This window comes from Candidatus Eisenbacteria bacterium (assembly GCA_016930695.1).
In the GTDB taxonomy this organism is placed as follows: domain Bacteria; phylum Orphanbacterota; class Orphanbacteria; order Orphanbacterales; family Orphanbacteraceae; genus JAFGGD01.
In genome coordinates, this window is sequence record JAFGGD010000031.1 from 88,554 (window position 1) to 114,004 (window position 25,451).

Consider the following 25,451-nt stretch of genomic DNA (forward strand, 5'->3'; position numbering starts at 1 on the left):
AAAGAGACAAGCAGGTCGGGTACGGCATGAATCCGTCCGGTTTCTCTCTCCGCTCGGGGGAGGCGAAAGGATCGGCACGCTTCTGCCGATCTTTTTGGGAGAGCCCCCTCGGGAATGGCGGGGAATGGAGAGGAAGGGGAAGGATGGAACGGGTCGCCTTGTTCCCTCATCTGTTTCAGGAAGTGCAGCTCCGTTTCGATCGCGGTTTCGGGCCGGAAGTGTTCCGCACGCGGATCGAGGGCTTGGACGAGAAGACCATCACCGTCGGCGCCCCGATGGAAGGGCGCGGCACGGGCGCCCTCTCTCCCGATCTCCGGTTCGAGGTGATGGCCGTGGCCGAGGACGGCCTCCATTTCGCCGCCACCTATCTGGTCCGGGTGATCTACCGGGCGGACGAGCCTTGCCTCGTTCTCCACCGGCCGAAATCGGAAAAGATCGTGCAGCGGCGGGATCATTGCCGCGCCGAGTGCGCCGTCAATCTGGATTACCGGATGATCGACGCGCCGGGGGTGCGGACGATCCTCCCCTTCCAGGCGGCGCTCTGCAAGAACCTGAGCGGCGGCGGTCTGCTCCTCGTCCTTCCGCTTGCCGTGCCGGCCAAGGAGCACGTGGAGCTGGAGATCCCCGTGGATACGTCTCCCGTCCGCGTGATCGGGAAAATCGTCGGCGAGCGGCCCTGGCCGCGCCATGATGGACGTACCGCCTACGGCGTCGAATTCCTCGACCTCGACGAAATGAACCGGGAGAGACTCATCCATTTCGTCTTCGCCCGCGCGCGGGAGGACGCCTTCCTCCGCTGGCGAAACCGAAACTGGAGCTGACCGCTCCACAGCGGCGGCGGCTCCGGCCATCCACGCGGATGGAAGCGGGCTTCTTCGGATTCCCCGGACATCGTTATCGCAATCGGATCGCCTTCTGCGTCTTTTCCAGGTTGCCCGCGCGCAGGCGGCAGAAATAGATCCCCGCGGGAATCTCCTCTCCTCTATCGTCCCGTCCGTCCCAGACGACGACGTGCGAACCGGCGCCCGCGGAGCCGTCCACCGGATGGGCGACCGATCGACCCCGAAGATCATAGATATCGAGTGTCACCGGTCCCGCCTCGGGAAGGATGTAGCGGATGATCGTCGCGTCGCGAAAAGGATTGACGACCGTGAGATCGAAGAGGGGCGCCGCTTCGCCCTCCTCCACGCCGACGCAGGAGTAGTCCACCGTCAGGTAGGGGCGCATTCCCGGATTCCCGCATTCCTTCGAGTAGAACTTGCTCCACTTCTCGCCGTCCAGTCCTTCGATCACGAATCCGCAATTCGCCGACGTTCCGCCGATCCAGTCCCGTACGCGGTCGGTGACGTCGATCGCATACCATCCCAGGTCGGGCCCGAAGGTGTACGTGAGAAATGGCGTGGATTCGTGGGGGATGTGGGTCGTGTGGTCCCATGTCTCCTCGTTCCACTCCTCGGTGATTCCATAGAAGTTCACGGCGGTGTAGAAGTGGCTCGGGCAGCGGAAGAAACGGTACAGGTGAAGCGTCGCGGAGTCGATCGCCGCCGGCGCGCCGTCCCAATCGAAGCGCATCATGATCCTCTCGAAATGTCCGACGCCCGAGTAGTTCGCCACCCAGAGTTCCGTTTCCGTGGGCGGCGTTCCCGAGTGGTTCGGATCGCTGTACATATCGTCCGACGGCTCGAATGTCATCGTTTCCGCACGCGGGGCGGAGAAGGCCGTCGCCGAGACGAGGGTCGCGATGAGCGCAAGTGTGGTTCCTTTCATGTCCGGATCTCCTTTTACGGTTCAATGGTTCAGTAGCCGGTTTGCAGGCGAACCAGGAAGCGGGACGCCTCTTCCTCCACCGTTTCGCCGAGAATCTCTTCCGGAGTGTCGATCGGTGTTTCGTAATCGACGCGGAGGGAGCCCCCCGATTCGGCCAGCTCCAGGGTGATCCCCGCCGTGATGTAGGAGATTCCATAGTCGCCGGCGGAGTTGGAGAATCGGTCCCAGTATTGGTAACGGACATAGGGAAGGACCGCCGGAAGCGCTTCACGGCCGGTGGACAAGCGATAGCCGGTCTCGGCGTAGAACGCCTCCATCTCCCGGTCGCCGGGCGCGATCGATGGATCGATCGGGAGGGCTCCCATGCCGTCGCAGGAGCCGAACGCGCGTCCCCGGTAATACTCGCTTCGGAAAAGAAGCGCTTCGCCGGCGTAGTCGACGCCGAAGCCGAAGCGGTACCCGTCCTCATGGATCGGATCCCACGTTTCCAGATCGAATTCGCCGGTCGCTTCCCTCGCCGGGTTGTAGAAACCGCTCAGAGAGAGTTCCTCGCGCGGCGTGCGGAGGAGAAGCCCCAGATTGATGGAACGCTCGTCCTCCAGCGTGCCGTCCGAGCCGCCGTTCAAGAAGGCGAATTGCCCTTCCGTCTCCATACCGGCGGGGAGGGGAATGGTGAATTCCGCGACGGCGCCCATGGGGTGGCAGGGGGCGAAGGTCTGCGACCAAAGGGGTTTTTCCGCGGCCAGCACGTCCATGCATTCGTCGTGCAGCGCGAATCCGCGGAGGATGTGCCCTTTCATCATGCCGGCGCGAAGGTGCTCGTCGAACCGATAGAACGCGCCCGCTTCCATCAATTGGAAGGAGGTTCCCCCCGCGCACGTGGCGGTTCCTGCCTCGATGACGTACTCCCAGCGCGTGCCGCAGGAACCTTCCAGAGAGAGCGCGGCGTGGCGGACGACGAAGCGGTCGTCTCCGGCCCCGAAGGAGGTGGCCAGCCCCGGGCCGTCGCCGTGGAAGCTCTCTGCCTGCACCGCCACGTCGACGTGGATTTCCGGAGGTTCGGGGTCCGAGGAATGGGCGGGAAGGCAAAGGATCAGAAGACCGCACAGAGCGTCCGAGATGAGGGTGAGGTTCGTCCCGTTTCGCGGTTTCCACCGGAGGAGAGGGTTTTTCTCGCGAATTGCTGGCCGGCCGGAAGGAGGGCGGAGTGACGTCTTCATCGATAACTCCCTTTCTCGCATCGGGTTGTTCTTGTAGATAGACGTATCAACATATGTTAGACACGTCTAACAATACGATAAAGGGAGGACGGGCGTCAAGAAGGAAAAGGGGGAATGAGCGGGAGTGAAAGGGTATGATGGGCTGGGGCGGAGAGGATGGGGAAGAGCGAAACACCAGGTTTGTAAAGGAGTTGCATGCCCCGAAACGTGGAGATCAAGGCCCGGGCGGCCGACCTGGAGGGGCAGATCCGCCTGGCCGAGCGTTTCGCCGACGCCGGCCCCGAGACGATCCACCAGGAGGATGTCTTCTTCGCCTGTCCCGAGGGCCGTCTCAAGCTACGCCGTTTCCCCGACGGGAGGGGGGAACTGATCTACTACGAGCGTCCCGACGCCTCGGGTCCCAAGACTTCCGAATATACGATCGCACCCGTGGAGAGGGCGGACCCTCTGCGGGAGACGCTCGCACGGGCGTTCGGTGCGGTCGGCGTCGTCCGCAAGGTGCGTACGCTCTTCCTCGCCGGCAGGACGAGGATCCATTTCGACTCTGTCGAGGGGCTGGGGGACTTCATCGAGCTGGAAGTGGTCCTCGGTCCCGGGGAGGACGAGAGCGAGGGGGAGGCGACCGCTCGGGAGTTGATGGAACGCCTCCGGATCGCGCCGGAGGATCTCGTGGAGGGCGCATACATCGACCGACTTCGCCCTCCACCTGCCTGAGAACGGCGCGGGGCGCGTCGGCACACCGCATCCGTCCGGCGCCTTCCGCCCGGTGGCCAACTCAAGTAATTCTCGGGAAAGTCGATAAAAGTCTCGTGGGCGCAGGCCGGTCCTTCGCCGGATCGGGCGCCCTCCCTGGGAGAAAAGGTGCGGCCGCGGTGTTCATCGCGGCCGGAACGAACCGTTAAGGAGGAGAAGGATGCTCAGCAACCGCACCCCCCGGATCGTCCCGATCCTGCTCGCGGCGCTGCTCGCCACGAGCGTAACCGTCGCCGCCTCGTCCCTGAACGGAGGCACGGTGGAACTCCGCGCCCGCGGCAGTTTCGTCCATCACACGTTCGACGGCGGGAACGACGTGGAACAGACCGCCAACGTAGCCTCCCTTAACTGCGACTTGGGCTATTTCCTGACGAGCATGGTCGAGGTCGCCGGCGGAGTCATTTACGAGCATTCTTCCGTCGAATGGACGGGGCCGAATCAGGAGACGAAGGACACCGACTCCCGCATCGGGCTGATGGGTCAGCTCATTCTCAACTTCCCCTCATCGGGGGCGATCGTCCCCTTCGTCGGCGGCGGAGCGGGATTCCTCAGCCTGGACAGCAAGTTCGAGAACACGACCACCGGCTACGAGGACGAGGGGGATTACGAGAAGATCTACATCCTTCCCCGGGTGGAGGGAGGAATCCGCGTGTTGGTCGGCGACTCCGCGTCGATCAACATCGCCGGCTTTTACGAGCACCGGAAGAACGACGAGGGGATCGAGGACGCCGACGCCGACAACATGGGCGTCAGCCTGGGAATCACGATTTTCCCGGTCCGGCGGTAGAGAGGCGGAGCCTACAACGGAAAAACGACAAACGGCCCGGGGCGGACGAATCGTCCCGGGCCTTCTTCTTTTCACACGCGACGCGCGTTACGCCTTTTGGATCTTCCCCGAGCGGATGCAACGGGTGCAGACCATCCGTCGGCGGACCACGCCGTTCTCGACGACGCGCACCCGCTTCAGGTTGGGAAGAAAACGGCGGGCGGTCACGTTGTGAGCGTGGCTCACGTTGTGGCCGAACTGAACGCCCTTTCCACAGATTTCACATTCACGGCTCATGATCTTGTCTCCCGAAGAAAACGCCCTTCCGGGGCGCCGATCTTTGCCTGTCCGACTACAGACTCACAAGTAAATCACAGCGGGCTCGCCGGGGGCAAGCGATTTTTCCCCTCTCGGATCAGCCGGTTTCCGGGGCGGGACCGCGGTATTCCAGGTCGTGTAACTTCTTGTAAATACCGCCGTTGCGAATTAGTTCCTCGTGGGTTCCCTCTTCGCGCACACGGCCGTGGTGGAGGACGACGATCCGGTCGACGCGGCGGATGGTGGAGAGGCGGTGCGCGATGATCAGCGCCGTCCGGCCCCGGAGGATCCTCTCGAGCGCCTCTTGGATGAGCGCCTCGGTCTCGCTGTCGATATTGGCGGTCGCCTCGTCGAGCACGAAAATCTCCGGATCCACGGCGAGGGCGCGGGAGAAGGCGAGCAGCTGCCGCTCCCCCGCCGAGAGCCCCGATCCCCGCTCGCGCAGCGCATGATCGTACCCTTCCGGTAGGCGCTCGATGAAACGGTCCGCGTTGGCGATCCGAGTCGCCTCGGTGATCCGGTCTGGCGGGATGCTCTCGTCGCCGAGACGGATGTTCCCCTCCACCGTTCCGCTGAAAAGGGTGACGTCCTGAAGAACCGTGCCGATCCGGCGGCGGAGGTCCCGCGGATCCATGTCGCGGAGATCGACGCCGTCCAGCGTGATCCTTCCATCTTCCGGATCCCAAAACCGCTCCAGTAGGGAGACGAGGGTGCTCTTCCCCGACCCGGTGGCGCCGACGAGCGCCACGCGCTCCCCCTTGCGCACCGTGAGCGACACCTCCCGGAGGACCGGTTCGCCGGGGCGGTAGGCGAAGGAAACGTTCTCGAAGCGAATCGCCTCCTCGAGCGGCCCGGGCCGCGCCGGCGCCTCCGGCGCCGCGATGGCGGGGGGCGTGTCGAGGAGAAGGAAGATCCTCTCCGAGGAAGCCATGGCGGACTGGAGGATGTTGTACTTTTCCGAGAGGTCGCGGATGGGGCGGAAGAACTGCCCCGTATACTGCAGGAAGGCGGCGAGAACGCCGAAGGTGAGCGCGCCGGAGAGAACCGCTCCGCCGCCCCGCCAAACCAGGAGCGCCACCGCCAGCGCGCCGATCACCTCCACCACGGGGAAGAAGATGGAGTGGTAGAGCACGGTGCGCACGTGAGAGTCCCGCAGTTCCGCGTTTCGCTCGTCGAAGACGCGGAAGGTTCGCTCCTCGGCGTTAAAGAGCTGAATGACCCGCATCCCGACGAGACACTCCTGCAGCCATGCGTTCACCCGGGCCACCCGGGCGCGCACGTCCCGGAAGGCGCGGCGGACCTTCTTGCGGAAAAGGAAGGAGGCTGCGAAAAGGAGGGGCGCCACGGAGAAGACGGTGAGCGCCAGAGGGGCGTTCAGGACGAGCATGGCGGCGACGATGCCGGCGAGAAGAAAGACGTCGCCGAAGATCTGCACCACTCCGGACGTGAAGAGCTCGTTCAGCACGTCCACGTCGGAGGTGACCCGCGTGATCAACCGCCCCGTCGGGTTCTTCTGGAAATAGGATAGGGGCATCTTTTGGAGGTGGGAGAAGATCTCCATCCGGAGGTCCACCATCACCCGCTGTCCCACGACCTGGGTGATGTAGACCTGCACGTACCGGATGGTGAACTCCAGCACCAGCACGATCAGAAAGAGGACGCCCATTCGCGCGAGGGTCCGCGCCCGCTCCTGGAGGGCGATGTTCTCGGCGACGATCGCCCGGTCGATGGCGATCTTGGTGATCCAGGGGCCGACCAGCGCGAGAGCGGAGAGGAGGATGAGGAGTAAGACGGCGAGGGCCGTCCGCCCACGGTAGGGGCGCAGGTAGACGAGGAGCCGCCGGAAAAGAGCCGCGTCGAGCCCCTTCTGCAGAACGTCCTCGTCCGGGACGACGAGTGGACCGTGGCTCATTCCCACTCCTCCAGTTCCCGCCGGAGCCTCTGCCGGCCCTCGATCCGCGCGTAGAGGCCGCCGCCGGCGACCAACTCGGCGTGGGTCCCCTCCTCGACGATCCGGCCCCCTTCGAGCACCACGATCCGGTCCGCGTCGCGCACCGCGCTGATTCGGTGGGAAACCACCACCGTGGTCCGTCCCCGGCGGAACTCGCGCAGCCCGGAGAGAATCGCCTCCTCCGTCCGCAGGTCCACGCCGGCGAGGGCGTCGTCGAGCACCAGGATGCGCGGGTCGCGGGCGAGGGCTCGGGCGAGGGCGATCCTCTGCTTCTGCCCGCCCGAAAGGCGGACCCCCCGCTCGCCGACACGCGTGCCGAAGCCGTCGGGGAACGCCTCGATCTCCTCGTCGATCCGGGCGAGGCGGCAGACCCGGCGGAGATCCGCCGGCGAGAGGGCGGGCGCGCCGAAGCGGATGTTCTCCTCGATGGTGAGGGAGAAAAGCTCCGTCTCCTGGGGGACGAAGCCGACGGCGGCGCGGAGAATGGCTAGGTCGCGCTCGGGGAGGGGGACGCCGTCGACGAGGACGCGCCCCTCCGTCGGATCGTGGAGCCGCGGGATGAGGCGGACTAGGCTGCTCTTGCCGCTGCCGATGGGCCCCACCACGGCGAGGGTGGTCCCCTCGTCGACGGCGAGGTCGAGGCCGCGGAGGATCGGATCGCCGCCGTCGTAGGCGAAGCCGACCCCTTCGAAGCGAAGGGCGCCCCGCACCGGCTCGGCGTCGCCGTCCGGCGGGCTCACGATCACCGGCCGCTCGTCCAGGATCCCGCCGATCCGCCCCATCGACGCCGCGCCGCGCTGGACCAGGTTGAGCACCCAGCCGAGGGCGATCGCCGGCCAGGTGAGCATCGCCAGGTAACTGGTGAAGGCGACGAAACCGCCGAGGGTGAGATCGCCGCGCACCACCCGGAGCCCGCCCGCCCAGAGCACGATGAGCAGCGCCGCGCCGGTCAGCAGGCTCATGATCGGGAAGAAGAGCCCCCACACCTTCACCAGGTCGATGTTGCGCCGCACCAGCTCCCGGTTGATTTCGCGGAAACGTTCAATTTCATCCTTTTCACGCACGAAGGATTGGACGACCCGGATGCCGGTCAGGTTCTCCTGCACCCGTCCGGTCATCGTGGAGACCTGCTCCTGGATCCTCTCGAAGCGGGTATGCATCGCCCCGCCGATCCGGTTCACCAGTATCGAGAGGATCGGGAAGGGGATGAGCGCGAAGAGAGTGAGGCGCGCGTCGATCCAGATCATCAGCGCGAGGCCGATGGCGAACGTGAAGAAGGTGTTCGCCAGATACATGATCGCCGGGCCGAGGAACATGCGGACCGCGTTCAGGTCGTTGGTGGCGCGGGCGATGATGTCCCCCGTGCCGGTCCTGTCGTAGAAGGCGGGGGAGAGACGTTGCAGGTGAGCGAACAGGTCGTTCCGGAGGTCGTACTCGATCTCCCGGGAGGCGCCGATCATGATCCGCCGCATCAGGAAACGGAAAATCGCCTGCAGGAGGGCGACGGCGAGGAGCGCCCCCGCATAAACGGCGAGGGGATGCGCGAGCAGGCCGGCGCGCAGGTCGTCCACGGCGCGGCGTAAAATCAGGGGGGCGACGAGGGTGAAGGCGTTGGTCAGCAGGACGAAGAGGATTCCCCAGCCGTAGGCGGCGCGGTAGCGCCGGAGGTAGGGGCCCAGTCGGCGTAGGTCCTTCACGGCTCAATCGCGATCTTGAGGGCCTTCCGGTTCTCCATCCGCTCGAAAGCCTCGGCGAGTCGGCCGAGGGGGAGCCGGTCGGTGATCAGCACCCGCTCGTCCACCTCCCCCCGGACGAGGAGGTCGTACGCCATGGCGACGAAGCGCGGCGTGTGGTGGAAGACGCTCAGGATCCGCTTCTCCTCGTAGTGGAGTTGGTGCGTGTCGAGGCGGACCGCGGTTCCCTTCTCGCAGCCGCCGAAGAGGTTCACCTTGCCGCCGCGCCGCGTGATGTTCAACGTGCGCTCCCAGATCTCGGGGATGCCCACCGCTTCGATCACCACGTCCACGCCGCGGCCGTCGCTCAGCTCCCGCACAGCCTCCTCCGGATCGTCGAGGTCCGGGACGCTCAGCACGTGGTCGGCGCCCATTCTTCGCGCCGCCTCGAGTTTCCACGGGGAGCGGCCGAGGACGATCACCTCCGCCCCCTTCAGCTTGATGAGACGGATGAAGAGGAGGCCGATCGGACCGGCGCCGACGACCGCCACGGTGTGATGCATCTTGATTCCGGTGCGTTGCACGCCGTGGACGACGCAGGCGAGCGGCTCCAGGAGGGCCATCCTCTCGTAGGGGATCCCCGCCGGAATCGGATAGAGGTTCTGCTTCACGATCGCTTCGGGAATGAGGATGAATTCGGCGTAGGCGCCGTTCAGAAAGCGGAGGTTCTCGCACAGGTTGTGCCGCCCGATCCGGCAGAAGGAGCACTGGTTGCACGGGGCGGAGTTGGCGCAGGCGACACGGGTTCCTTCCTCGAAGCCGGTCACCCCTTTGCCCAGCCGCTCGATCGTTCCGGCGAACTCGTGCCCGAACGGGGAGGGGAGGGAGGGAATCATCTTGTGGCCGCCGCGGATGAAGGTCTTCAGATCTGTGGCGCAGGTGAGTGCGGTGTGGATGCGGACCAGCGCCTCGCCGGGGCCCGGCTTGGGAACGGGGATCTCCTCGACGCGGACGTCCCGCGCGCCGTAGAAGAGGGCGACCTTCATTTTCCTCTGCAAGGCTAAGCCTCCGGCGCGGGCGCCGCGCCCGGTTCGATTACGATCTTGCGCGCCTCGCCGCGGCGGATCAGGCGGATCCCTTCTTCGATCCGGTCGAGGGGAAGCCGGTGGCTGATGAGCCGCGCGGCGGGGAAAGCGCCGCCGCGGATCAGGCGGAACGCCTCGCGGAGGTCCGCCGGTGAGGACGAGTAGGTCGAGAAGACCCGCACCTCCCGTTTATAAACGAGATTGGGGTCGAAGGCAACGGTGGTCCCCTCGTCGGGGGCGGCGAACCAGTGAATCGATCCGCCGCGACGGACGGTGCGGAGGGCGAAGGCGAAGGCGGAGGGGACCCCGGCGGCGAGGAGGACCTGGTCGGCGCCGCGTCCCGCGGTGCGCCGGATCACGGCGCGGACCGCCTCATCTTCGTCCGGCGGGAGAGGGAGCGCGCCGGCGAAACGGCGGGCGAAGAGGAGCTTCTCCGGTAGGGGATCGCGGGCGAGGACGCGGACGCCGCGGCGACGGAGGAGATGGGCGATGGTCCCCCCCACGGCGCCGAGACCGGCGACGACGGCGGTCTCACCGCGCCGGAGGCCGGAGCGGCGGACGGCGCGGACGCAGCAGGCGAGAGGTTCCGTGAGGCTCGCCTCGGCGTCGGAGAGGGAGGCCGGAACGCGGAAGGCGACTTTCTCGAGGTGGAGGCGCGAGAGCGCGGCGTACTCCGCCCATCCGCCGGGAACGATGTTCGTCGAGCGGAAGAGGGCGCACTGCGATTCGTTGCCGCCGCGGCAGTAGACGCAAAGCCCGCAGGGGACGTGGTGCGCCGCGACGATCCGGTCGCCGACTCGGAAGCGGGGGGCGTCTCGGCCGGTCCGTTCCACCACGCCGGCGATCTCGTGTCCGAGGATGGTCCCCGCGGGGAGGACGCGGAACTTGTGGAGGTCCGAGCCGCAGATGCCGACGGCGGTCACGCGGACGAGCGCACCGCCGGCCGGTGTGCGGGGCGGGGGGACGGACACGATCCGGAGCCCCCCTTTTCCGTCCAGCGCGGCGGCCCGCATCTTCCTCGGCATCTTCTCGTTCCTCCTCGGCCCGGACTCGGCGGTCCGGAAAGGCGGTGACTCCTCCTGTTCGATCGGATAGGGTACAGTATGCGGGCCTCGGGGCGCCAGGTTCTCGTCGTGTGAATGGCGCGGAGAACGTGTCGGTACCGCATTCTCTTCGAGCGCCCGGAAGAGAGCGGGATCGGTGCCGGATCCTCTCCGAGCAACAAGGAGGTATCCGGTGCCGAGAGGATCCGATCAGGTGATTCGACCATGAAGCTTCACGTTTCTATGGCGCTTCTCCTCCTCGTCGCGCTCCTTCTCCCCGCCGCCGCGGTAGGAGAGAGGCTCGAGGACGCCCTCCTCGGCGTGGCGCAGCATTACGATCCCGTCCCCTGGGCGGGGAATCGGACCGCTTCGGCGATCCTCACCTCTCCGGCGGACCTGGCGGTCTTCGATCACCCGGAACTCTCCTACGGGCGCACCGCCCGGGAGGGGGGTGAGGATGAGGAGGGGGTGTTCTGCGTCCGCTCCAAATGGGTCGGCTTCGCCGTCGAGACTCTCGAGCCGTTTGAAGGGGAGGGCTATCGCCGTTACACCTTCGCCTTCGCGCGTCCTCTCTCGCGGAAACTCGCCGCCGGCGTCGCCTATACCCGCATCGGCTCCGCCGAGGGGGATCTGGACGGCTACGGGCACTGGGACGCCGGCGCGGCTTGGAGGCCGGTCGGATCGCTGGAGATCGCCGCGAACGGCCGCGGCCTGACCCGCGAGGAGTTGGGGACCCGAAAGCCGGGAAGGATCTGGGAGGGGGCGGTCCGCCTCGACCTTTCCAAGGAACGTCTCGCCCTTTACACCCAGGCGCGCCACTTCGCGGGCGACGATTTCATGGAGGAAACGCGTCCACTTTTCGGGGCCGAGTACCGCCCCTGGTCCTCCCTCATCCTCCGAGGCTGGTCCGACACCGACCGCAACCGCGGCCTCGGCCTGGAGTTCAACTTCGGCACCTCCTCCATCGGTTTCCACTACCGGTTCACGGGGGGGGACGAAGATATTTCCTATTCCTACTTCAAGCTCCACGGGCAGGGGTAAGACGTAGGACGGCGTATTTGGTCAACTCGTTATTTTATAAGGCGTTTGAAGCAGACAATGGCAAGGGCGGGTCATGGATTGACAGGCGCGCCTAGTTGATATAAGTTCACAAGCGCCATGAAAGAGCAAGATCGAAGAGAGAGAGTCCGCGAGTTCCAAGAGCGATGCCGGCGGGAGGGAATCCCCTTCACGGTTCAGCGACAAAAGACGTACGAGTCGCTGCTCCTCAGAAACGATCATCCCACCGCCGACAGGGTCTATGAGGATGTGCGGGTGAGTCTTCCCGGCATGTCCAGGATGACCGTCTACCGCGTGCTGGAACTGCTCGTCCGCTTCGGTCTCGTCAAGAAAGTCTGTCATCCGGGTAGCGCCGCGCGATACGATCCCAACCGACAACCACACCATCATTTGGTCTGCCTGCGATGCGACAAGCTGATCGATTTCGAGGAGAGCGCCTTCGATGAATTGAAGGCGCCGCCCGAGGCGCGACGTCTGGGATTCGAGGTGAACGACCACCTCGTCCAGTTCCGGGGCGTCTGCGCGGAGTGCGCGAGAAAGGGCGCATCGCCGGGATAGAGCTTTCGATTGGACTCCGATCCCCCGGCAGGGGCGAAAAACGAGGTTTCGTCTCACGAAAGGAAGGGCCATGAAGAAAAAAAAGAAGCAACTCACCACCTCGGCGGGGATCCCCGTCGGAGACAACCAGAACTCGCTGACCGCCGGACCGCGCGGGCCGCTTCTGGTTCAGGACTGGCAGCTCTTCGAGAAGCACGCCCACTTCAATCGGGAACGGATCCCCGAGCGGGTGGTGCACGCGAAGGGCTCGGGCGCGTACGGCACCTTCACCGTCACCGGCGACATCACGAAATTCACCAAGGCCTCGCTCTTCTCCGAGATCGGGAAGAAGACGGAGTGCTTCGTTCGCTTCTCCACCGTCGCCGGAGAGCGGGGCGCCGCCGACGCCGAGCGGGACGTCCGGGGCTTCGCCATGAAGTTCTACACCGACGAGGGGAACTGGGACCTGGTGGGGAACAACACGCCGGTCTTCTTCGTCCGCGACCCTTACAAGTTTCCCGATTTCATTCGTACCCAAAAGAGAGATCCCAAAACCAATTTGCGGAGCGCGACCGCCATGTGGGACTTCTGGTCCCTCTCCCCGGAGAGCCTCCACCAGGTGACGATCCTCTTTTCCGACCGCGGCCTGCCGAAGAGTTACCGCCACATGAACGGCTACGGGAGCCACACCTACAGCCTCATCAACGCCGGGGGGGAGCGGTTCTGGGTCAAGTTTCATTTCAAGACGTTGCAGGGGATCCAGACCCTGACCGGCGAAGAAGCGGCGCGCATCGTCGGCGAGGACCGGGAGAGCCATCAACGGGACCTCTTCGAGGCGATCGAGAAGAAGGAATTCCCGAAATGGCGCCTCATGGTTCAGGTGATGCCGGAGATGGACGCGGAGAAGACTCCCTACAATCCCTTCGACCTGACGAAGGTTTGGCCCCACGGCGATTACCCGCTGATCGAGGTGGGCGTGATGGAGCTGAACAGGAACCCCGAGAACTACTTCGCCGACGTGGAGCAGTCCGCTTTCTCTCCGGGGAACGTGGTTCCCGGCATCGGGCACAGCCCGGACAAGATGCTTCAGTTCCGCGTCGTCTCCTACGCCGACGCGCACCGGTATCGTTTGGGCGTGAACTACGACAGCCTGCCGGTCAACAAGCCGCGCGTGGAAACGAACACCTATCACCGGGACGGCAAGATGCGCTTCGACGGCAACGGCGGCGGTTCGGTTCCCTATGAACCGAACAGCTTCGGCGGGCCGGTGGAGGACCACCGTTTCAAGGAGCCGCCGCTCCGGATCTCCGGCGACGCGGACCGTTACGACCACCGGGAGGGGAACGACGATTACACCCAGGCGGGTAATCTCTACCGGCTTCTTCCCGAGGACCAGAAGAAGCGTCTCCACGCCGCGATCGCCGGGGCGATGTGCTGCGTGCCGGAAGAGATCGTGGAGCGCCAGCTCGGGCACTTCGCGAAAGCCGATCCGGCCTACGCGAAAGGCGTTCGGGCGGCGATGAAGAAAAAGTAGGTTCGCGGTTCGCCGTCGAGGCGACTGGGGACGGCCGCCGGATCGCGCCGGCACCGAGCGGCCGTCCCTCTTTCCCGTAAGGAGGCCGCCATCACGCCATCCACTCCCCTGCATTACCTGACCCGATCCTCGCGATTCGGAGAATTCGCGATTCTCTGGATCGAGTGCGCGCGCCGTCCGGCCGTCCGAAGGATCCTTCTTCCGAGCGGGTTGGGACCGGCCGGAATCGAAGCCCTCTTTCCGGGGGCGCGGGCGGGCGACGATCCGGTCGTGGACGCGCTCGCGCGGGAGATCGAGGCGGCCATCGGTGGAGCGCCGATCCGCTTCGCCCTCTCCCGAGTCGATTTGGAATCGTGCGGTGCGTTTCAAAGGAGGGTGTTGGAGGCGGAGCACGCGATCCCGAGGGGATGGGTGGCGTCCTACGGAGGGATCGCGGCGCGCATCGGCGCGCCCCGCGCCGCCCGGGCCGTCGGGCGGGCTCTGGCGACCAATCCCTTTCCGGTCGTGGTCCCCTGCCACCGCGCCGTTCGGGGGGACGGCGGGCTCGGCGGTTTCCAGGGCGGCGTGGAGATGAAGCGCGCCCTCCTGGAGATGGAGGGGGTGGCGGTTTCACCGGAGGGACGGGTGATCCGCCCCCGGCTCTTCTACACCGGGAGCGGTGCGTCGAACGGTCCGCATGGAAACGCCGGGAAGAGAACCGGGAACCCATAGGGGATCCCGCGCGCGGAAAAGAGTGCGGGCGCGGGAAACGCGGGACGGGGAATGGGGGTGCGCGCGATGAATCGAGCCGGCCCCCACTCCCGGGTGACCACAAACTCCGAGGTACGATCGATGAGAAAGAACGCCGTTCTGAAGATCCTCAATCCGATTCTAGGGCTTCTTCTGCTCAATCAGCTTCTGACGGGGCTTTCGCGGGGCGGACTCCCCTCCGAAGCGTTCGAGACGCTTCACGAGGGGGGCGGTATCGCCCTGGCCGTCGTCGCCGTGCTGCACGTGTACATGAACCGGAACTGGATCCGGGCGCATTACTTTCGGAAAGGATTGGTCGTCAAACCGGACACGGGGCCGGAGTAGGGGAGGGAGGAAACATGGAGAGCATACGGATGCCCCTCGTCGCCGCGGTCCTTTGATTCGCGTCGATCTGCGCCGTGAGCGCGGTAGTTCATACTAAAATAAAACCAATTCGTATGCGAAACATGATTGTCGTCGCGGCGATCATGGCATCCTTGGCTTTCGCGTCTATGTACTTCGTCCTCCGCGCTTGGGTCGAAAGGACGTGAGCCCCGAGGGGAGGAACATGGCGAAACGCGTTTTGATCGTCTACGCCACGAAGCACGGGGCGACCGAGGAAATCGCCGAGCGCATCGCCGGAGTGCTGCGCGAGGCGGGTCTACCGGTCGATCTGTTTTCCGCGGTGCGCGCGGCCGACCCGGCCGGATACGACGCGGTGGTGCTCGGCGCATCGGTGTACATGGGGCGTTGGAGGAAAGAAGGGGCGGCATTCCTCAAGGAGAACGCGGCGGCGCTCGCCGGACGCCCCGTCTGGGTGTTCTCCAGCGGACCGACCGGGGAGGGGGATCCGAAGGAGCTTGTGAAGGGGCGGCTCTTCCCCGAGAAGCTGCGGCCCCTTCTCGACGGGATCGGACCGCGGGAGATCACCGTTTTCCTCGGCGCGATCGACGTGAAGAAACTGGGGCGGTTCGAGAGGTGGATCGTGCGGAATGTGAAGGCGCCCGTGGGTGATTTCCGGGATTGGGCCGCCGTCGACCGTTGGGCCGGGAGGATCGCGGAGGCGCTTCTTCGGAATCGGTCTTGACCGGGCTCACCCGCCGCGCGAGGCGCGGCGGTGTTCGGCCTGAGGGCGGTCACGGAGTTCCGCCGGCGCCTCGGTGTCCCCTTGTTCGGGCGGACCGATGACCCGGCGGACAGCGCGACGCACGCGGTAGGCGTCCTTTTAACGATCCTCTTCAAGAGGAAGATCCTCTCCCGCGTTTATGGGTCGATGAGAGCGTTTCCGGATCGAAGGGAACGAATCACGCATCCGAGGGAAAAGAACATGAGACGCTTCGTTTCCGTTCTCATTCTTCTGGCTCTCGTCCCGCCGCCGCGGGCCGGGGCGGATCCGGCTACGGAAAAGGACGTAACGGGAATCTGGAGAGGAATCATCCTCGCGAGGGACGTGGAAATCGATCTCTATTGGCGAGTCTACCGGGAGGGAGAAAGCGGCCTTCGCGCATACTACGACAGCCCCCTCTATGGGATCAAAGATGTGCCCGTCCCGGAAGTCCGGCTGGTGGGGGATCGGGTGGACATGGCGGTGGGGATGTTCCCCTCGTCTTTCTCCGGGAGGTGGATCGCGCCGGACAGAATCGAGGGTTCGTTTCGCGTGGAAGGCGATCCGCTTCCGATGACGCTTGAACGAATTCGCCGGGATCCGGAAGCGGTTCTCCCGTACAGGACGCCGCGGCTGGACGGGGAAGGGCGGCCCGTTCTCCGCTACACCTATCGGGTTCCGGAGGCGGTTCCGGGCGATTGGGTGGTGGGGGACGCCTCGGAGGAGGGGCTCGATGAGGAGCGGCTCGAGCGACTCGTCGAACGCGTCCTGGCCGGTGCCTATCCAAACCTGCATTCCATTCTCGTCGTACGCGGCGGGCGGCTGGTGTTCGAGGAGTACTTCTACGGCTATGACGCCGCCAAGCCCCATCCGATTTACTCGAACGCGAAAGGGCTGATCGCGACCTCCATCGCCGTCGCCCTCGACCGCGGAGAGATGACCGGACTCCATCAACACGTAGCGGAGTTTTTTCCCGAACACGCTTCCCTGTTCGACGAAGAGGGGAAGAGGGAAATGACGATCGAGCATCTACTGGCGATGACGGCCGGTTTCGAGTGGGACGAGCTTTCCTATTCCTATTATGACGACCGCAACACGAACCGCCGCATGCAGCAATGCCCCGACCGCGTCGCCTTCCTGCTCGGCCTGCCTCTGGCCGATCCGCCCGGGACCCGTTTCGTATACAACAGCGGCCTGCCGGTGTTGTTGGGTGAGATCCTGCGCAAGGCGACGGGGATGCACGTTTGGGCGTACGCGGAGGAGCACCTCTTTCGGCCTCTCGGTTTTCAAAGATACTTATACGAGTATGCCGCGGATGGAACCGCAGGGGGAGTGCTTCTCCGTCCGAGGGATTTCGTGAAGGTCCCCCGGCTGTATCTGAACCGAGGCCTGTGGGAGGGGCGCCGGATCGCGCCCGCTTCTTGGTTCGACCGCTGCGGGGGACCGGGTCGGGAGTGTCCGAGTTCGGAGTACTGGAATCACTGGGGGAGAAGCGTTCTCTTCGTCGACGGTTCGCCCGTCCTTTTCTTCAGCGGCGGCGGTTTCGGAGGGCAGGCGATCTTCGGATTTCCCGACCTGGATCTGGTGGTCGCCATGACCGGCGGTAATTATTTCACCCCATCGGTGGATCAACACGAGATCTTGCGGCGCTATATTCTTGCACCCATCAAGGATTCGGCGATCAAGTATGATCCTCCCGATCCGGCCGTGGCGCCGGATTACGTCGGTTTGCATGGATTGGAGTGGAGGGAAACGTTCTTCACCGATTTGGGCGCCTTATGGGGATGCGCGGATTATCTGGGCTTCGATTTTTCCGAATCCCGGCTTTATGGAACGACGGGGTACGCCTTTCTCTTGAACGCGGCGCCGTCGATCCCGTCGAATTGTCTCGGTCTTTGGGACAAGAGGCGTTTTGAGGAGATTCTTCGCGCCGCCGGTCTCGAGGTGGCCACTTATGCCTCCCATGTTTCCCAGCCCTCCTTCGACGCGATCCGCGCCGCTGCGTGGGACTCGGTTCGGACAGCGATCGAGAACGGGACGCCCGCCTACGGTTTTCACATGAACCTTCCCGAATCGTACGTGGTCTACGGCGTCGATGGACGGGGCTATTACTATAAGGGCGTGGATTGTCGAACCGGATACGGGCCGCGGTGCCGGGACGAGGTCGCCGGAAGCGATCCCGGCTGGTTCGAGATGCACACCGTTCGCCGCGGGGCGGCCGAGCCGGCGGGGCGCGTAGCCGAAGCGGCCCTCGCCTATGCCCTCGAACTGAACCGTAAGCCGGAGGAGTACTGTTACAGGGGATTCGATATGGGGCCCGGCGCATATGTTCATTGGAGAACGGCGATGGAGACCGGGGAGGGAGACGCGTTCGGAATTGCGTACACCGCCGCGGGATGGGCGGTGTGCCGGCGGAACGCGGTCGGTTATCTCCAAGAGGTCCGGCAGGTACTCCCCGAGGCCTGTGCAGCCTCGCTGAGCGAAGCGGAAGCCCGATATCGAAACGTTTCCGAGTGTTGGAACGAGATCGCCACGCTCTTTCCTTATTCCGGGGTGGAGCGCGCGGAAATGACGGCTCATTGGAAGAGCGCCGAAAGACGCGCCCGGGCGGAAGCTCGCCTCGCCGAAGCATCCAAGGAAGAGGCGCTCGGATTGGACGCGATCGAGGAGGCGCTCAAAATATTGAAAAAGGGGGGTGGCGGTTCCCCGACGCGCTGAGGAGAGGCACATCGGTTTTCGAGGAAGGAAGCGTCTCTTCGAAAAGAGGGGCCGGACGGCAGGACCGCCCGGCCCGTTCGTTTCCCGAGCGCGATAGGGGACGGCGGTCAGCCGCCGAAGAAAAGCGTCACGGTAATCACGTAGAAATTGCTATCCGCCGATTGGAGCTCGGACGTCCCCTCCAATTCGTAATCCAGGAACACGTAGCGGACGTCGCCCGCCAGGCGCGCCCCCGTGCCGAGGGGGAGTTCGACGCCGGCGCCGACGTGCCACCCCATCTCGCTGGTCGTCTCCTCGTCGCCCAGGCCGGGGAATACTTGGCTGTCGTATTCGAAGGTGGTGTTGTACCAACCCGCGCCCGCCAGGCCGTAGACGAAGGGAATGGGATAGACGAGACCGGTCACCATGACCGGCCAGCTCTTCACCTTAAGGGCGTCGTCGTAGTAGCTCTCTTGGCGGTAATTGATCGATCCCTCGACGCCGAGAAAGGGGATCGGTTTCAGCCGGAGAGCGCCGCCGAAGAGGAACTCTCCCTCGTCGGCGTCGGAAGCCTTGTAGTAGCCGACCTGGGGGCCGATGCCTAAGCCGGCGAGCGCCGGTCCCGCCAACACAAGAATCATCAGAACCGGGAAAATCATCCTTCGCTTCATGTACTCCTCCCTTGTCGTTGAGGCGGGCCCGTGCCCGCTGAGTGGCGCCGAACCGTTTCCCGGCGCCACCTCGCAATCATCGGCATTCGGGGGCGTCCGCGGAAGGGAAAAAGAAAGGCGGGGGGTGCGCCGGGCCGGGGCGCCGGCCAAACCGTGGTCGTCTCGCGACGCATGAACGACCACGCCGTGGTCGTCCTTGGTAATCGATTCCCTCCACTCCGGCGGGCATCTCCCCTCTTTTCGGGGCTTTCCCTCATCTCACCCGCATCCCGTGAAACGGCATGAACCGTGCGTCAGGCGCCTTCGTGGCCAGCTCGGGAAAGGGGGTGGTGTGGGGAACGCGATCGGGCCGTGACGGAGAAAGAACCGAACGAGTCGCAAAAAGAGGGAAAGAACCGGATACAAAGTGGAGGAAAAACACGATGCGTTTGTTTTGGATGGTATTGCTGCTGTTCGTCTGCGCCTGGGCGGCGCCTCTGTGGGGCGCGAACCCGGGTGACGTGGTGATCACCGAAATCATGCAGAATCCGAATGAGGTGAGCGATACCTACGGCGAATGGCTCGAGCTGTACAACCGGACCGGCGCGGCGATCGACATCGACGGCTGGACGATCGGCGACGGGCAGAGCGAGGAGCACGTGATCGACGGGGGAGGAGCGCTGGTGATCGGGCCGGGCGGCTTTCTCGTTCTCGGCCGGAACGACGACTTCTCGGTGAACGGCGGCTATAACTGCGACTATCAATATTCCGGAATGACGTTGGGGAACGGAGAGGATCGCGTGGTTCTGCGTGCGGGGAGCGTCACCGTCGACTCGGTATACTACGACGACGGGGACACCTTTCCGGACCCGACCGGCGCTTCGATGGAGTGTATCGATCCGGAAGCGAACAACAATACCGGTTCGAATTGGCAGGAGTGCGTGATCTCCACCTACGGGGACGGTGACTACGGGACTCCGGGCGATCCGAACGATCCTTGGGGAGCGAGCACCAACTACCCGCAGTTTTTCGCGACGAGCCACGAACCCGCCTTCCCCTCGTCCGCCGACACGGTTCTGGTGAGCGCGCAGGTGACCGATGACGAGGGGCTTCTGGTGGTCGGTCTTTACTACAGGCTGGACGGCGGCGTGTATCAGATGGTTTCCATGATCGAGACGGGTGGAAACTGGTATGAGGGACTTATCCCGCCGGCGCCGGTGGGAACTGCGGTGGAGTATTACCTGTGCGCCACCGACACGGACACGTTGACCACTTGGGAGCCGGAAGGAGCGCCGGTGACCTTGTACGGCTATACCGTCGAGGACGGCCTGCCGATGGTGGTCATCAACGAGATCCTCGCCTCGCCGCAGCAGGACGCCAACAACGACGGTCTGATCGAGGCTTACGAAGACGAGTTCGTCGAGCTGTACAACGCCGGAGGTGCGTCCGTGGATCTCTCGGGGTGGACACTTTCCGACGACGACGCGACCGCCTCCGCCTTCGCCTTCCCGGAGGGCACGGTGGTCGAGCCGGGCGGTTTCATCACGCTCTTCGGCGGCGGCGCACCGACCGGATTCGTCGGTCCGGTGTTTACCGACGACGGCAGGATCGGGAACGGTCTTTCGAACACGGGCGATACGGTGGAGTTGCGGCGGGACGGCGAGCTGATCGATCAGTACACTTATGGATCCGAAGCGAATCACGGCGAATCACTGATCCGGCTCCCGGACGGCTATGGCGATTGGACCCGGCCCTCGTTGGAGGGGTTCGATTGGAATTTCAGCCCTCAGGCGTCCAACGGAGCGACCGCGAATTGGGTGACCGGAAAGAGCTGGGGTGCGATCAAGCGCCTGTTCCACGATTAAGAAACCGGTCGAACGGCGCGGTTTGGTTGAAAACGGGGTTGGGGCCCGCGCGACGGCGCGGGCCCCGGTTTCGGGGAAGAGATGTTCGGGCGGCGTGAGCCGCCGGGGGTTTCCGTCGAGGTGGGCGTGTGCCCGTTCGGTTGACTCCCCCTTTTTTCCCGGTGAGGCGACCCGCCTCCTCCCGCGCTTTCCTTCTTCTCTATCCGGCTCGGCCGGTGTAACTTGAGCTGCGGCGTGAGATGCATTCCGCGGGAATCCTAAAGTAGAAAGGGAGCGGGAGAGAGATGGCGGCGCGGGACGAGCACGCGGAAATTGGTCGGTCGGCCGGAAAGATCGGAGTGGGGACGGCTCTCTCTCATGTATTCGGCCTGATCCGGGACGTGATTTTCGCCTTTCTTTTCGGCACCTCCCTGTACGCGGATGCTTTCAATCTCGCCTTTTCGGTCCCCACGTTCTTCCGGCGCCTTTTTGGAGAGGGGGTAATGAACGCGGCGTTCGTGCCGATCTTTACCCAACATCGGATCGCGAAGGGAAAGGAAGAGTCGAATCGTTTCGGAAGCAACGCGTTGATCGTACTCGGGTTGCTTTTACTGCTCAGCGTCGGAGCCGGAGTAGTGATCGCTCCCTGGATACTCAGACTCTACGCTGCTGGGTGGAGGGAAGACCCGGAGAGAATGGCGGCGGCGGTGCGGTTGACCCGTATCCTTTTCCCCTATCTGCTTCTCATCGGACCGGCCGTGCTCACGATGGGGATCCTGAACGCACTTCGCCATTTCACGGTTCCCGCCTTCTCGCCGGTCTTCTTCAACATCGGGATCATCACTTTCGCCCTGATCGCCATGCGACTCCCCGACCGGGGATTTCTGCGAATCGATCTGTTCTGCGTAGGCGTGCTTGTCGGATCGCTCGGACAGCTGTTGTCGCAGCTCCCCATCCTCCCGCGACGGGGGTTCCATTTTCGGTTTCATTTCGACCCGAGAAGCCCGGAACTGAGCGCGGTGGGTGCGCTTATGCTCCCCGGGATCGTGGGGCTCGCGGTGGTTCAGATCAACATCATGGTGGACACCTTCTTCGCCACTCTGCTCGCGGAGGGTTCGGTGACGGCCCTCAGGATGGGAAACAGGGTGATGCTCCTGCCGCTGGCGATTTTCGCGACGGCCATCGCCTCGGCGTCTCTCCCCACGTTGTCCGCGCAGGTGGCGCGGGAGGGAATCGATGAAGCGAAGCAGACGTTGGCGTACACGCTCCGCCTGCTCTTTTTCCTGCTTCTCCCCTCGGCGGTGGGGCTCATCGTGCTCGGCCGGCCGATCGTCCGCCTGCTCTTCGTACGGGGCGCCTTCGACGCGGGGCGTTCGTTGGATATCACGGCAACGACGCTGGTTTTCTACTCGCTGGGACTCTTCGCCTATGGTGGAGTAAAAGGGGTGTCGCAGATGTTCTTCTCGCTCAGGGACACGCGGACACCGGTGATCGTGGGGGCGATCGCCATGGGGACCAACATCCTCTTCGACCTTCTCCTCTACCGGAGTCTGGCGGTGGGTGGATTGGCGTTCGCCACATCACTTGCGGGAGTGGTGAACTTTTTATTGCTGTTGTATCTTCTCGTCCGGCGTCACGGGCCGATCCGCGAGGGACGGCTTCTGGGCACCTGGCTACGGGTGTTTCTCTGCGCGATCGTCATGGGGGGGACGGTCCACGTCGTGTCGCTTCTTCTGGAACCCACCGATCCCGGTCCTCTCTCCGGTCAGATTCTTCACGTGGTCGGGGCCATCGCCGCGGGTGGGGTGGTCTATTTCGCCGCCGCGACCCTTCTCTGCCGGCGGGAGTTGGGGGACCTGAAGCGCGCTCTCCTCCTCCGGCGGTCCTTGTCGTAGGGCGATCACTTTTCTACACTCCCTGTCAGGGAGGCTTCCATGAAGCAGCCGAAGGGTCTCGACCGCCTGCCGGACCACCCCGGCGTCTATCTGATGAAGGACGGCGGCGGGCGGGTGATTTACGTGGGGAAGGCGAACCGCCTGCGGCGGCGTGTGCGGAGCTATTTTCAGAGACACCACGAGTCGGCGCGCCTCCGGGCGCTCGTCTCCCGCATCGAATCGGTGGAGACGGTGTTGGTCGACTCGGAGACGGAAGCGCTCATCCTCGAGCAAAACCTGATCAAGGAGCACCGCCCCCGGTACAACGTCCGCCTCAAGGACGATAAGCGCTACCCCTTCATCAAGATCACCGTGCAGGAACGTTTTCCCCGGGTCTTCGCGACCAGGAGGGTGGAGGCGGACGGCGCGCTCTACTTCGGGCCGTATACGGACGCCAAAGCGATGCACCGGGTCCTTCGCCTGGTGCATCGGATCTTTCCCGTACGCACCTGCCGGCACGATCCGGACCGGAAGGGGGTGCGGCTCTGCCTCGACTTCCAGATCGGCAAGTGTCTCGGTCCCTGTGAGGGACGAATCGGCGAGGAAGAGTACGGGCGGATGGTGGAGAAGATCATCCTCCTTCTTAAAGGGAAAAACGATCGACTCGTGAAGGATCTGCGCGCGGAGATGGAGAGGGCCGGCGCGGAGAAACGGTACGAGGCCGCGGCGATCCTGAGGGACCAGGCGCGCGCGGTGGAGCGGGTGACGGAACGGCAGAGGATCACCAGTACGGATCGAGCCGACCGCGACGTAATCGCCCTCTCCTCGGGAGAGGGGGAGGATGTGGCGGTGCTCCTGCGGATTCGGGAAGGGAAGATGAGCGGGAAGGAGGCGTTTCCGATCCGGAGCGGGGCCGAGGAGGATCCCCTCGGGTCCTTCCTGAAACAGGTCTACGCCGGAGGCGCGGGCGCACCGGACGAAATCCTCTGCGACCGTGAAGTGGAGGACCGGGAGGCGATCGAGGCGTGGCTCTCCGCGGAGAGGGGACGGTCGGTCCGGATCCACGCCCCTCTTCGCGGCGAGAAGCGGCGGCTGGTCGATCTGGCCCGGGCGAACGCGGAGCACGAGCGGGAATCGCTGCTTCTCCGGAAGCTGGCGCGCAAGGACCGCACTTACGAGGCGCTCCGGGTGCTGCAGCGCGTTCTCGAACTTCCCGTCCTGCCGAGGCGGATCGAGTGCTTCGACATCTCCAACCTGGGGGACCGAGATCTGGTCGGATCGTCGGTCTCCTTTCGAGACGGTCTCCCCGAGAAGGGGCGTTACCGGCGTTATCGCATCCGGACCGTGGAAGGAATCGACGACTTCGCGTCCATAGGGGAGATCGTGGGACGGCGGTTCCTGAGGATGCTCGCGGACGGGGATCCCCTCCCCGACCTGGTGGTGGTGGACGGTGGGAAGGGGCAGTTGGGGGCGGCTCTCTCCGCGGTCCGCGTCCTCGGCGTGACGGATGTGACCCTGGTCGGACTCGCCAAAAGGGAAGAGGAGGTGTTCCGGGAAGGAGTGGGGGATCCGTTGCGCCTCGAGGCGGGGCCCGCGCTCTACCTGCTGCAGAGGATCCGTGACGAGGCGCACCGTTTTGCGATCACTTATCAGCGCCGCACGCGCGGAAAGGGGGTGACCCGATCGGCGCTCGATACCGTCCCCGGTCTCGGCGCGGATCGCAAGGCGCGCCTTCTCGAGAGGTTTCGGTCGATCGAGGGGATTCTCCGCGCGGGGGAAGAGGGGATCCGGACCGTTCCCGGAATCGGCCCGGTGCTGGCGAGACGGATCCTCGATCGTCTCGGCGGAGGGAGCGTCCGATGAGCCGTCGCGGCGTTCCTCCTTTACGACTCGTGCTGGGGGAGTTTCTCGCCTTTCTGAAAACGGAGAGGGGGCTCGCCGCGAACACCATCGAGAGCTACCGGCGCGACCTGGAGCGATACCTGGCTTTCCTGCTGAAAGAGGGGATCCAGCGGCCTGAGGCGATTCTCCCCGTTCACCCGGCCCGCTTCGCCGAGGGGGAGGCCGCGCGGGGGCTGGGGGCGCGCACACTCGCGCGGCGCGCTTCCTCGCTCCGGATGTTCCACCGTTTTCTGGTGAGAGAAAGGATCCTCGACCGCGACCCGACGGCGCGCCTCCTCTCGCCGCGACTCCCCCTCCGTCTACCGCACGCGCTCCCCGTGGCCGAGGTCGCCCGTTTGCTCGACCGCATCGAGCCGACGATTCCCCTCGGTCTCCGGGACCGGGCGATGTTCGAGTTTCTCTACGCCACCGGGATGCGCGTCTCCGAGCTGACCGACTTTCCGGCACGGTCGCTTCACGCGAAGGAGGGTTTCGCGCTGGTGGTCGGCAAGGGGGGAAAGGAGCGAATCGTTCCGGTGGGAGGGCGGGCCCTCCGCTTCGTGGAGCGTTATCGCCGCGACGCCCGGGACCGTCTCCTCAAGGGGAGGCGGGGGGAGACCCTCTTCCTGAACTGGCGGGGCGCTCCTCTTTCCCGGATGGGCGTCTGGAAAATCCTGCGACGACGCGCCCGGGAGGCGGGGATCACCACGCATCTCTCGCCGCACACGCTCCGGCACAGCTTCGCGACGCATCTCCTCGAGGGAGGCGCTAACCTCCGCGACGTGCAGGAGATGCTCGGCCACAGCGATCTCTCCACGACACAGATCTACACCGCGGTGGATCGATCCTATTTGAAGGAAGTACACCGCACCTTCCACCCGCGCGGGTGATTGGGTCACCGCGCTTTCTTGTGGAACGGCGCGGCGGCGTTGTGCTTCAATAGGGCGTCGCCGAAGGAGATGCGC

General features: G+C 64.8%; 22 protein-coding genes. 14 read left to right on the top strand and 8 right to left on the bottom strand.

The annotated features are described in order from the left end of the window. The first annotated feature begins 143 nt into the window (after window positions 1-143). Window positions 144-821, top strand: a complete 678-nt coding sequence (locus tag JW958_07220) for a PilZ domain-containing protein (protein ID MBN1826039.1) — start codon at window positions 144-146, stop codon at window positions 819-821. Window positions 822-894: 73 nt separating this feature from the next. Here JW958_07220 and JW958_07225 read toward each other — a convergent pair whose 3' ends face one another. Together JW958_07225 and JW958_07230 are read right to left on the bottom strand one after the other, a co-directional pair. Further along, on the bottom strand, window positions 895-1,767 hold the full coding sequence (locus tag JW958_07225; protein ID MBN1826040.1) for a DNRLRE domain-containing protein: 873 nt from the start codon (window positions 1,765-1,767) through the stop codon (window positions 895-897). Window positions 1,768-1,796: 29 nt separating this feature from the next. Further along, entirely contained in the window at window positions 1,797-2,804 is a 1,008-nt protein-coding gene (locus JW958_07230) for a hypothetical protein (protein MBN1826041.1), read from the bottom strand. A 378-nt stretch (window positions 2,805-3,182) separates the two neighbouring features. Between JW958_07230 and JW958_07235 the strand changes: the two genes are divergently transcribed. Next, the gene (locus JW958_07235) at window positions 3,183-3,701 is read left to right on the top strand and encodes a class IV adenylate cyclase (GenBank protein MBN1826042.1); all 519 of its coding nucleotides are present in this window, start codon (window positions 3,183-3,185) and stop codon (window positions 3,699-3,701) included. A gap of 199 nt (window positions 3,702-3,900) precedes the next feature. Continuing rightward, window positions 3,901-4,527, top strand: coding sequence for an outer membrane beta-barrel protein (locus JW958_07240; protein ID MBN1826043.1), 627 nt, complete (start codon window positions 3,901-3,903; stop codon window positions 4,525-4,527). A gap of 87 nt (window positions 4,528-4,614) precedes the next feature. On the opposite strand, the gene JW958_07245 is transcribed toward JW958_07240, so the two are convergent. The 5 genes from JW958_07245 to JW958_07265 form a co-directional block, all read right to left on the bottom strand. After that, window positions 4,615-4,803 carry a 50S ribosomal protein L28 gene (locus JW958_07245; GenBank protein MBN1826044.1) on the bottom strand — a complete coding sequence of 63 codons (189 nt, stop codon included), beginning with the start codon at window positions 4,801-4,803 and terminating at the stop codon, window positions 4,615-4,617. 118 nt (window positions 4,804-4,921) lie between these two features. After that, window positions 4,922-6,736: an ABC transporter ATP-binding protein gene (locus tag JW958_07250; GenBank protein ID MBN1826045.1), complete on the bottom strand. Its 1,815-nt coding sequence runs from the start codon at window positions 6,734-6,736 to the stop codon at window positions 4,922-4,924. After that, on the bottom strand, window positions 6,733-8,472 hold the full coding sequence (locus tag JW958_07255; protein MBN1826046.1) for an ABC transporter ATP-binding protein: 1,740 nt from the start codon (window positions 8,470-8,472) through the stop codon (window positions 6,733-6,735). The genes JW958_07250 and JW958_07255 overlap by 4 nt, the downstream gene beginning before the upstream one ends. Further along, complete coding sequence (locus JW958_07260) at window positions 8,469-9,506, bottom strand: zinc-binding dehydrogenase (protein MBN1826047.1); 1,038 nt, start codon at window positions 9,504-9,506, stop codon at window positions 8,469-8,471. The genes JW958_07255 and JW958_07260 overlap by 4 nt, the downstream gene beginning before the upstream one ends. A 2-nt stretch (window positions 9,507-9,508) precedes the next feature. Continuing rightward, window positions 9,509-10,558, bottom strand: coding sequence for an alcohol dehydrogenase catalytic domain-containing protein (locus JW958_07265; protein MBN1826048.1), 1,050 nt, complete (start codon window positions 10,556-10,558; stop codon window positions 9,509-9,511). 243 nt (window positions 10,559-10,801) lie between these two features. On the opposite strand from JW958_07265, the gene JW958_07270 reads away from it, so the two are divergent. The 7 genes from JW958_07270 to JW958_07300 all read left to right on the top strand — a co-directional run bounded on the left by JW958_07270 (window position 10,802) and on the right by JW958_07300 (window position 18,258). After that, entirely contained in the window at window positions 10,802-11,617 is an 816-nt protein-coding gene (locus JW958_07270; GenBank protein ID MBN1826049.1) for a hypothetical protein, read from the top strand. 117 nt (window positions 11,618-11,734) lie between these two features. After that, window positions 11,735-12,193 (top strand): transcriptional repressor, encoded by a 459-nt coding sequence (locus tag JW958_07275; GenBank protein ID MBN1826050.1) that lies wholly within the window; start codon window positions 11,735-11,737, stop codon window positions 12,191-12,193. Window positions 12,194-12,263: 70 nt separating this feature from the next. Continuing rightward, window positions 12,264-13,706: a catalase gene (locus tag JW958_07280; GenBank protein ID MBN1826051.1), complete on the top strand. Its 1,443-nt coding sequence runs from the start codon at window positions 12,264-12,266 to the stop codon at window positions 13,704-13,706. 90 nt (window positions 13,707-13,796) lie between these two features. Next, the gene (locus JW958_07285) at window positions 13,797-14,417 is read left to right on the top strand and encodes a methylated-DNA--[protein]-cysteine S-methyltransferase (GenBank protein MBN1826052.1); all 621 of its coding nucleotides are present in this window, start codon (window positions 13,797-13,799) and stop codon (window positions 14,415-14,417) included. A 120-nt stretch (window positions 14,418-14,537) separates the two neighbouring features. Beyond that, window positions 14,538-14,780, top strand: a complete 243-nt coding sequence (locus JW958_07290) for a hypothetical protein (GenBank protein MBN1826053.1) — start codon at window positions 14,538-14,540, stop codon at window positions 14,778-14,780. A gap of 223 nt (window positions 14,781-15,003) precedes the next feature. Beyond that, window positions 15,004-15,522, top strand: a complete 519-nt coding sequence (locus JW958_07295; protein ID MBN1826054.1) for a flavodoxin domain-containing protein — start codon at window positions 15,004-15,006, stop codon at window positions 15,520-15,522. A 240-nt stretch (window positions 15,523-15,762) separates the two neighbouring features. Continuing rightward, window positions 15,763-18,258, top strand: coding sequence for a serine hydrolase (locus tag JW958_07300; GenBank protein MBN1826055.1), 2,496 nt, complete (start codon window positions 15,763-15,765; stop codon window positions 18,256-18,258). A 107-nt stretch (window positions 18,259-18,365) separates the two neighbouring features. Here the strand turns inward: JW958_07300 and JW958_07305 are convergent, their stop codons facing one another. After that, window positions 18,366-18,908: an outer membrane beta-barrel protein gene (locus tag JW958_07305; GenBank protein MBN1826056.1), complete on the bottom strand. Its 543-nt coding sequence runs from the start codon at window positions 18,906-18,908 to the stop codon at window positions 18,366-18,368. A gap of 422 nt (window positions 18,909-19,330) precedes the next feature. Here JW958_07305 and JW958_07310 point away from each other — a divergent pair, with 422 nt between their 5' ends. From JW958_07310 to xerD, 4 genes are all read left to right on the top strand, one after another. Next, the gene (locus JW958_07310) at window positions 19,331-20,752 is read left to right on the top strand and encodes a lamin tail domain-containing protein (protein MBN1826057.1); all 1,422 of its coding nucleotides are present in this window, start codon (window positions 19,331-19,333) and stop codon (window positions 20,750-20,752) included. Window positions 20,753-21,036: 284 nt separating this feature from the next. After that, on the top strand, window positions 21,037-22,626 hold the full coding sequence (gene murJ / locus JW958_07315; GenBank protein MBN1826058.1) for a murein biosynthesis integral membrane protein MurJ: 1,590 nt from the start codon (window positions 21,037-21,039) through the stop codon (window positions 22,624-22,626). A gap of 39 nt (window positions 22,627-22,665) precedes the next feature. After that, on the top strand, window positions 22,666-24,468 hold the full coding sequence (gene uvrC, locus JW958_07320) for an excinuclease ABC subunit UvrC (GenBank protein ID MBN1826059.1): 1,803 nt from the start codon (window positions 22,666-22,668) through the stop codon (window positions 24,466-24,468). Further along, window positions 24,465-25,376, top strand: a complete 912-nt coding sequence (xerD, locus tag JW958_07325) for a site-specific tyrosine recombinase XerD (GenBank protein ID MBN1826060.1) — start codon at window positions 24,465-24,467, stop codon at window positions 25,374-25,376. The genes uvrC and xerD overlap by 4 nt, the downstream gene beginning before the upstream one ends. The last annotated feature ends 75 nt before the right edge of the window (window positions 25,377-25,451 follow it).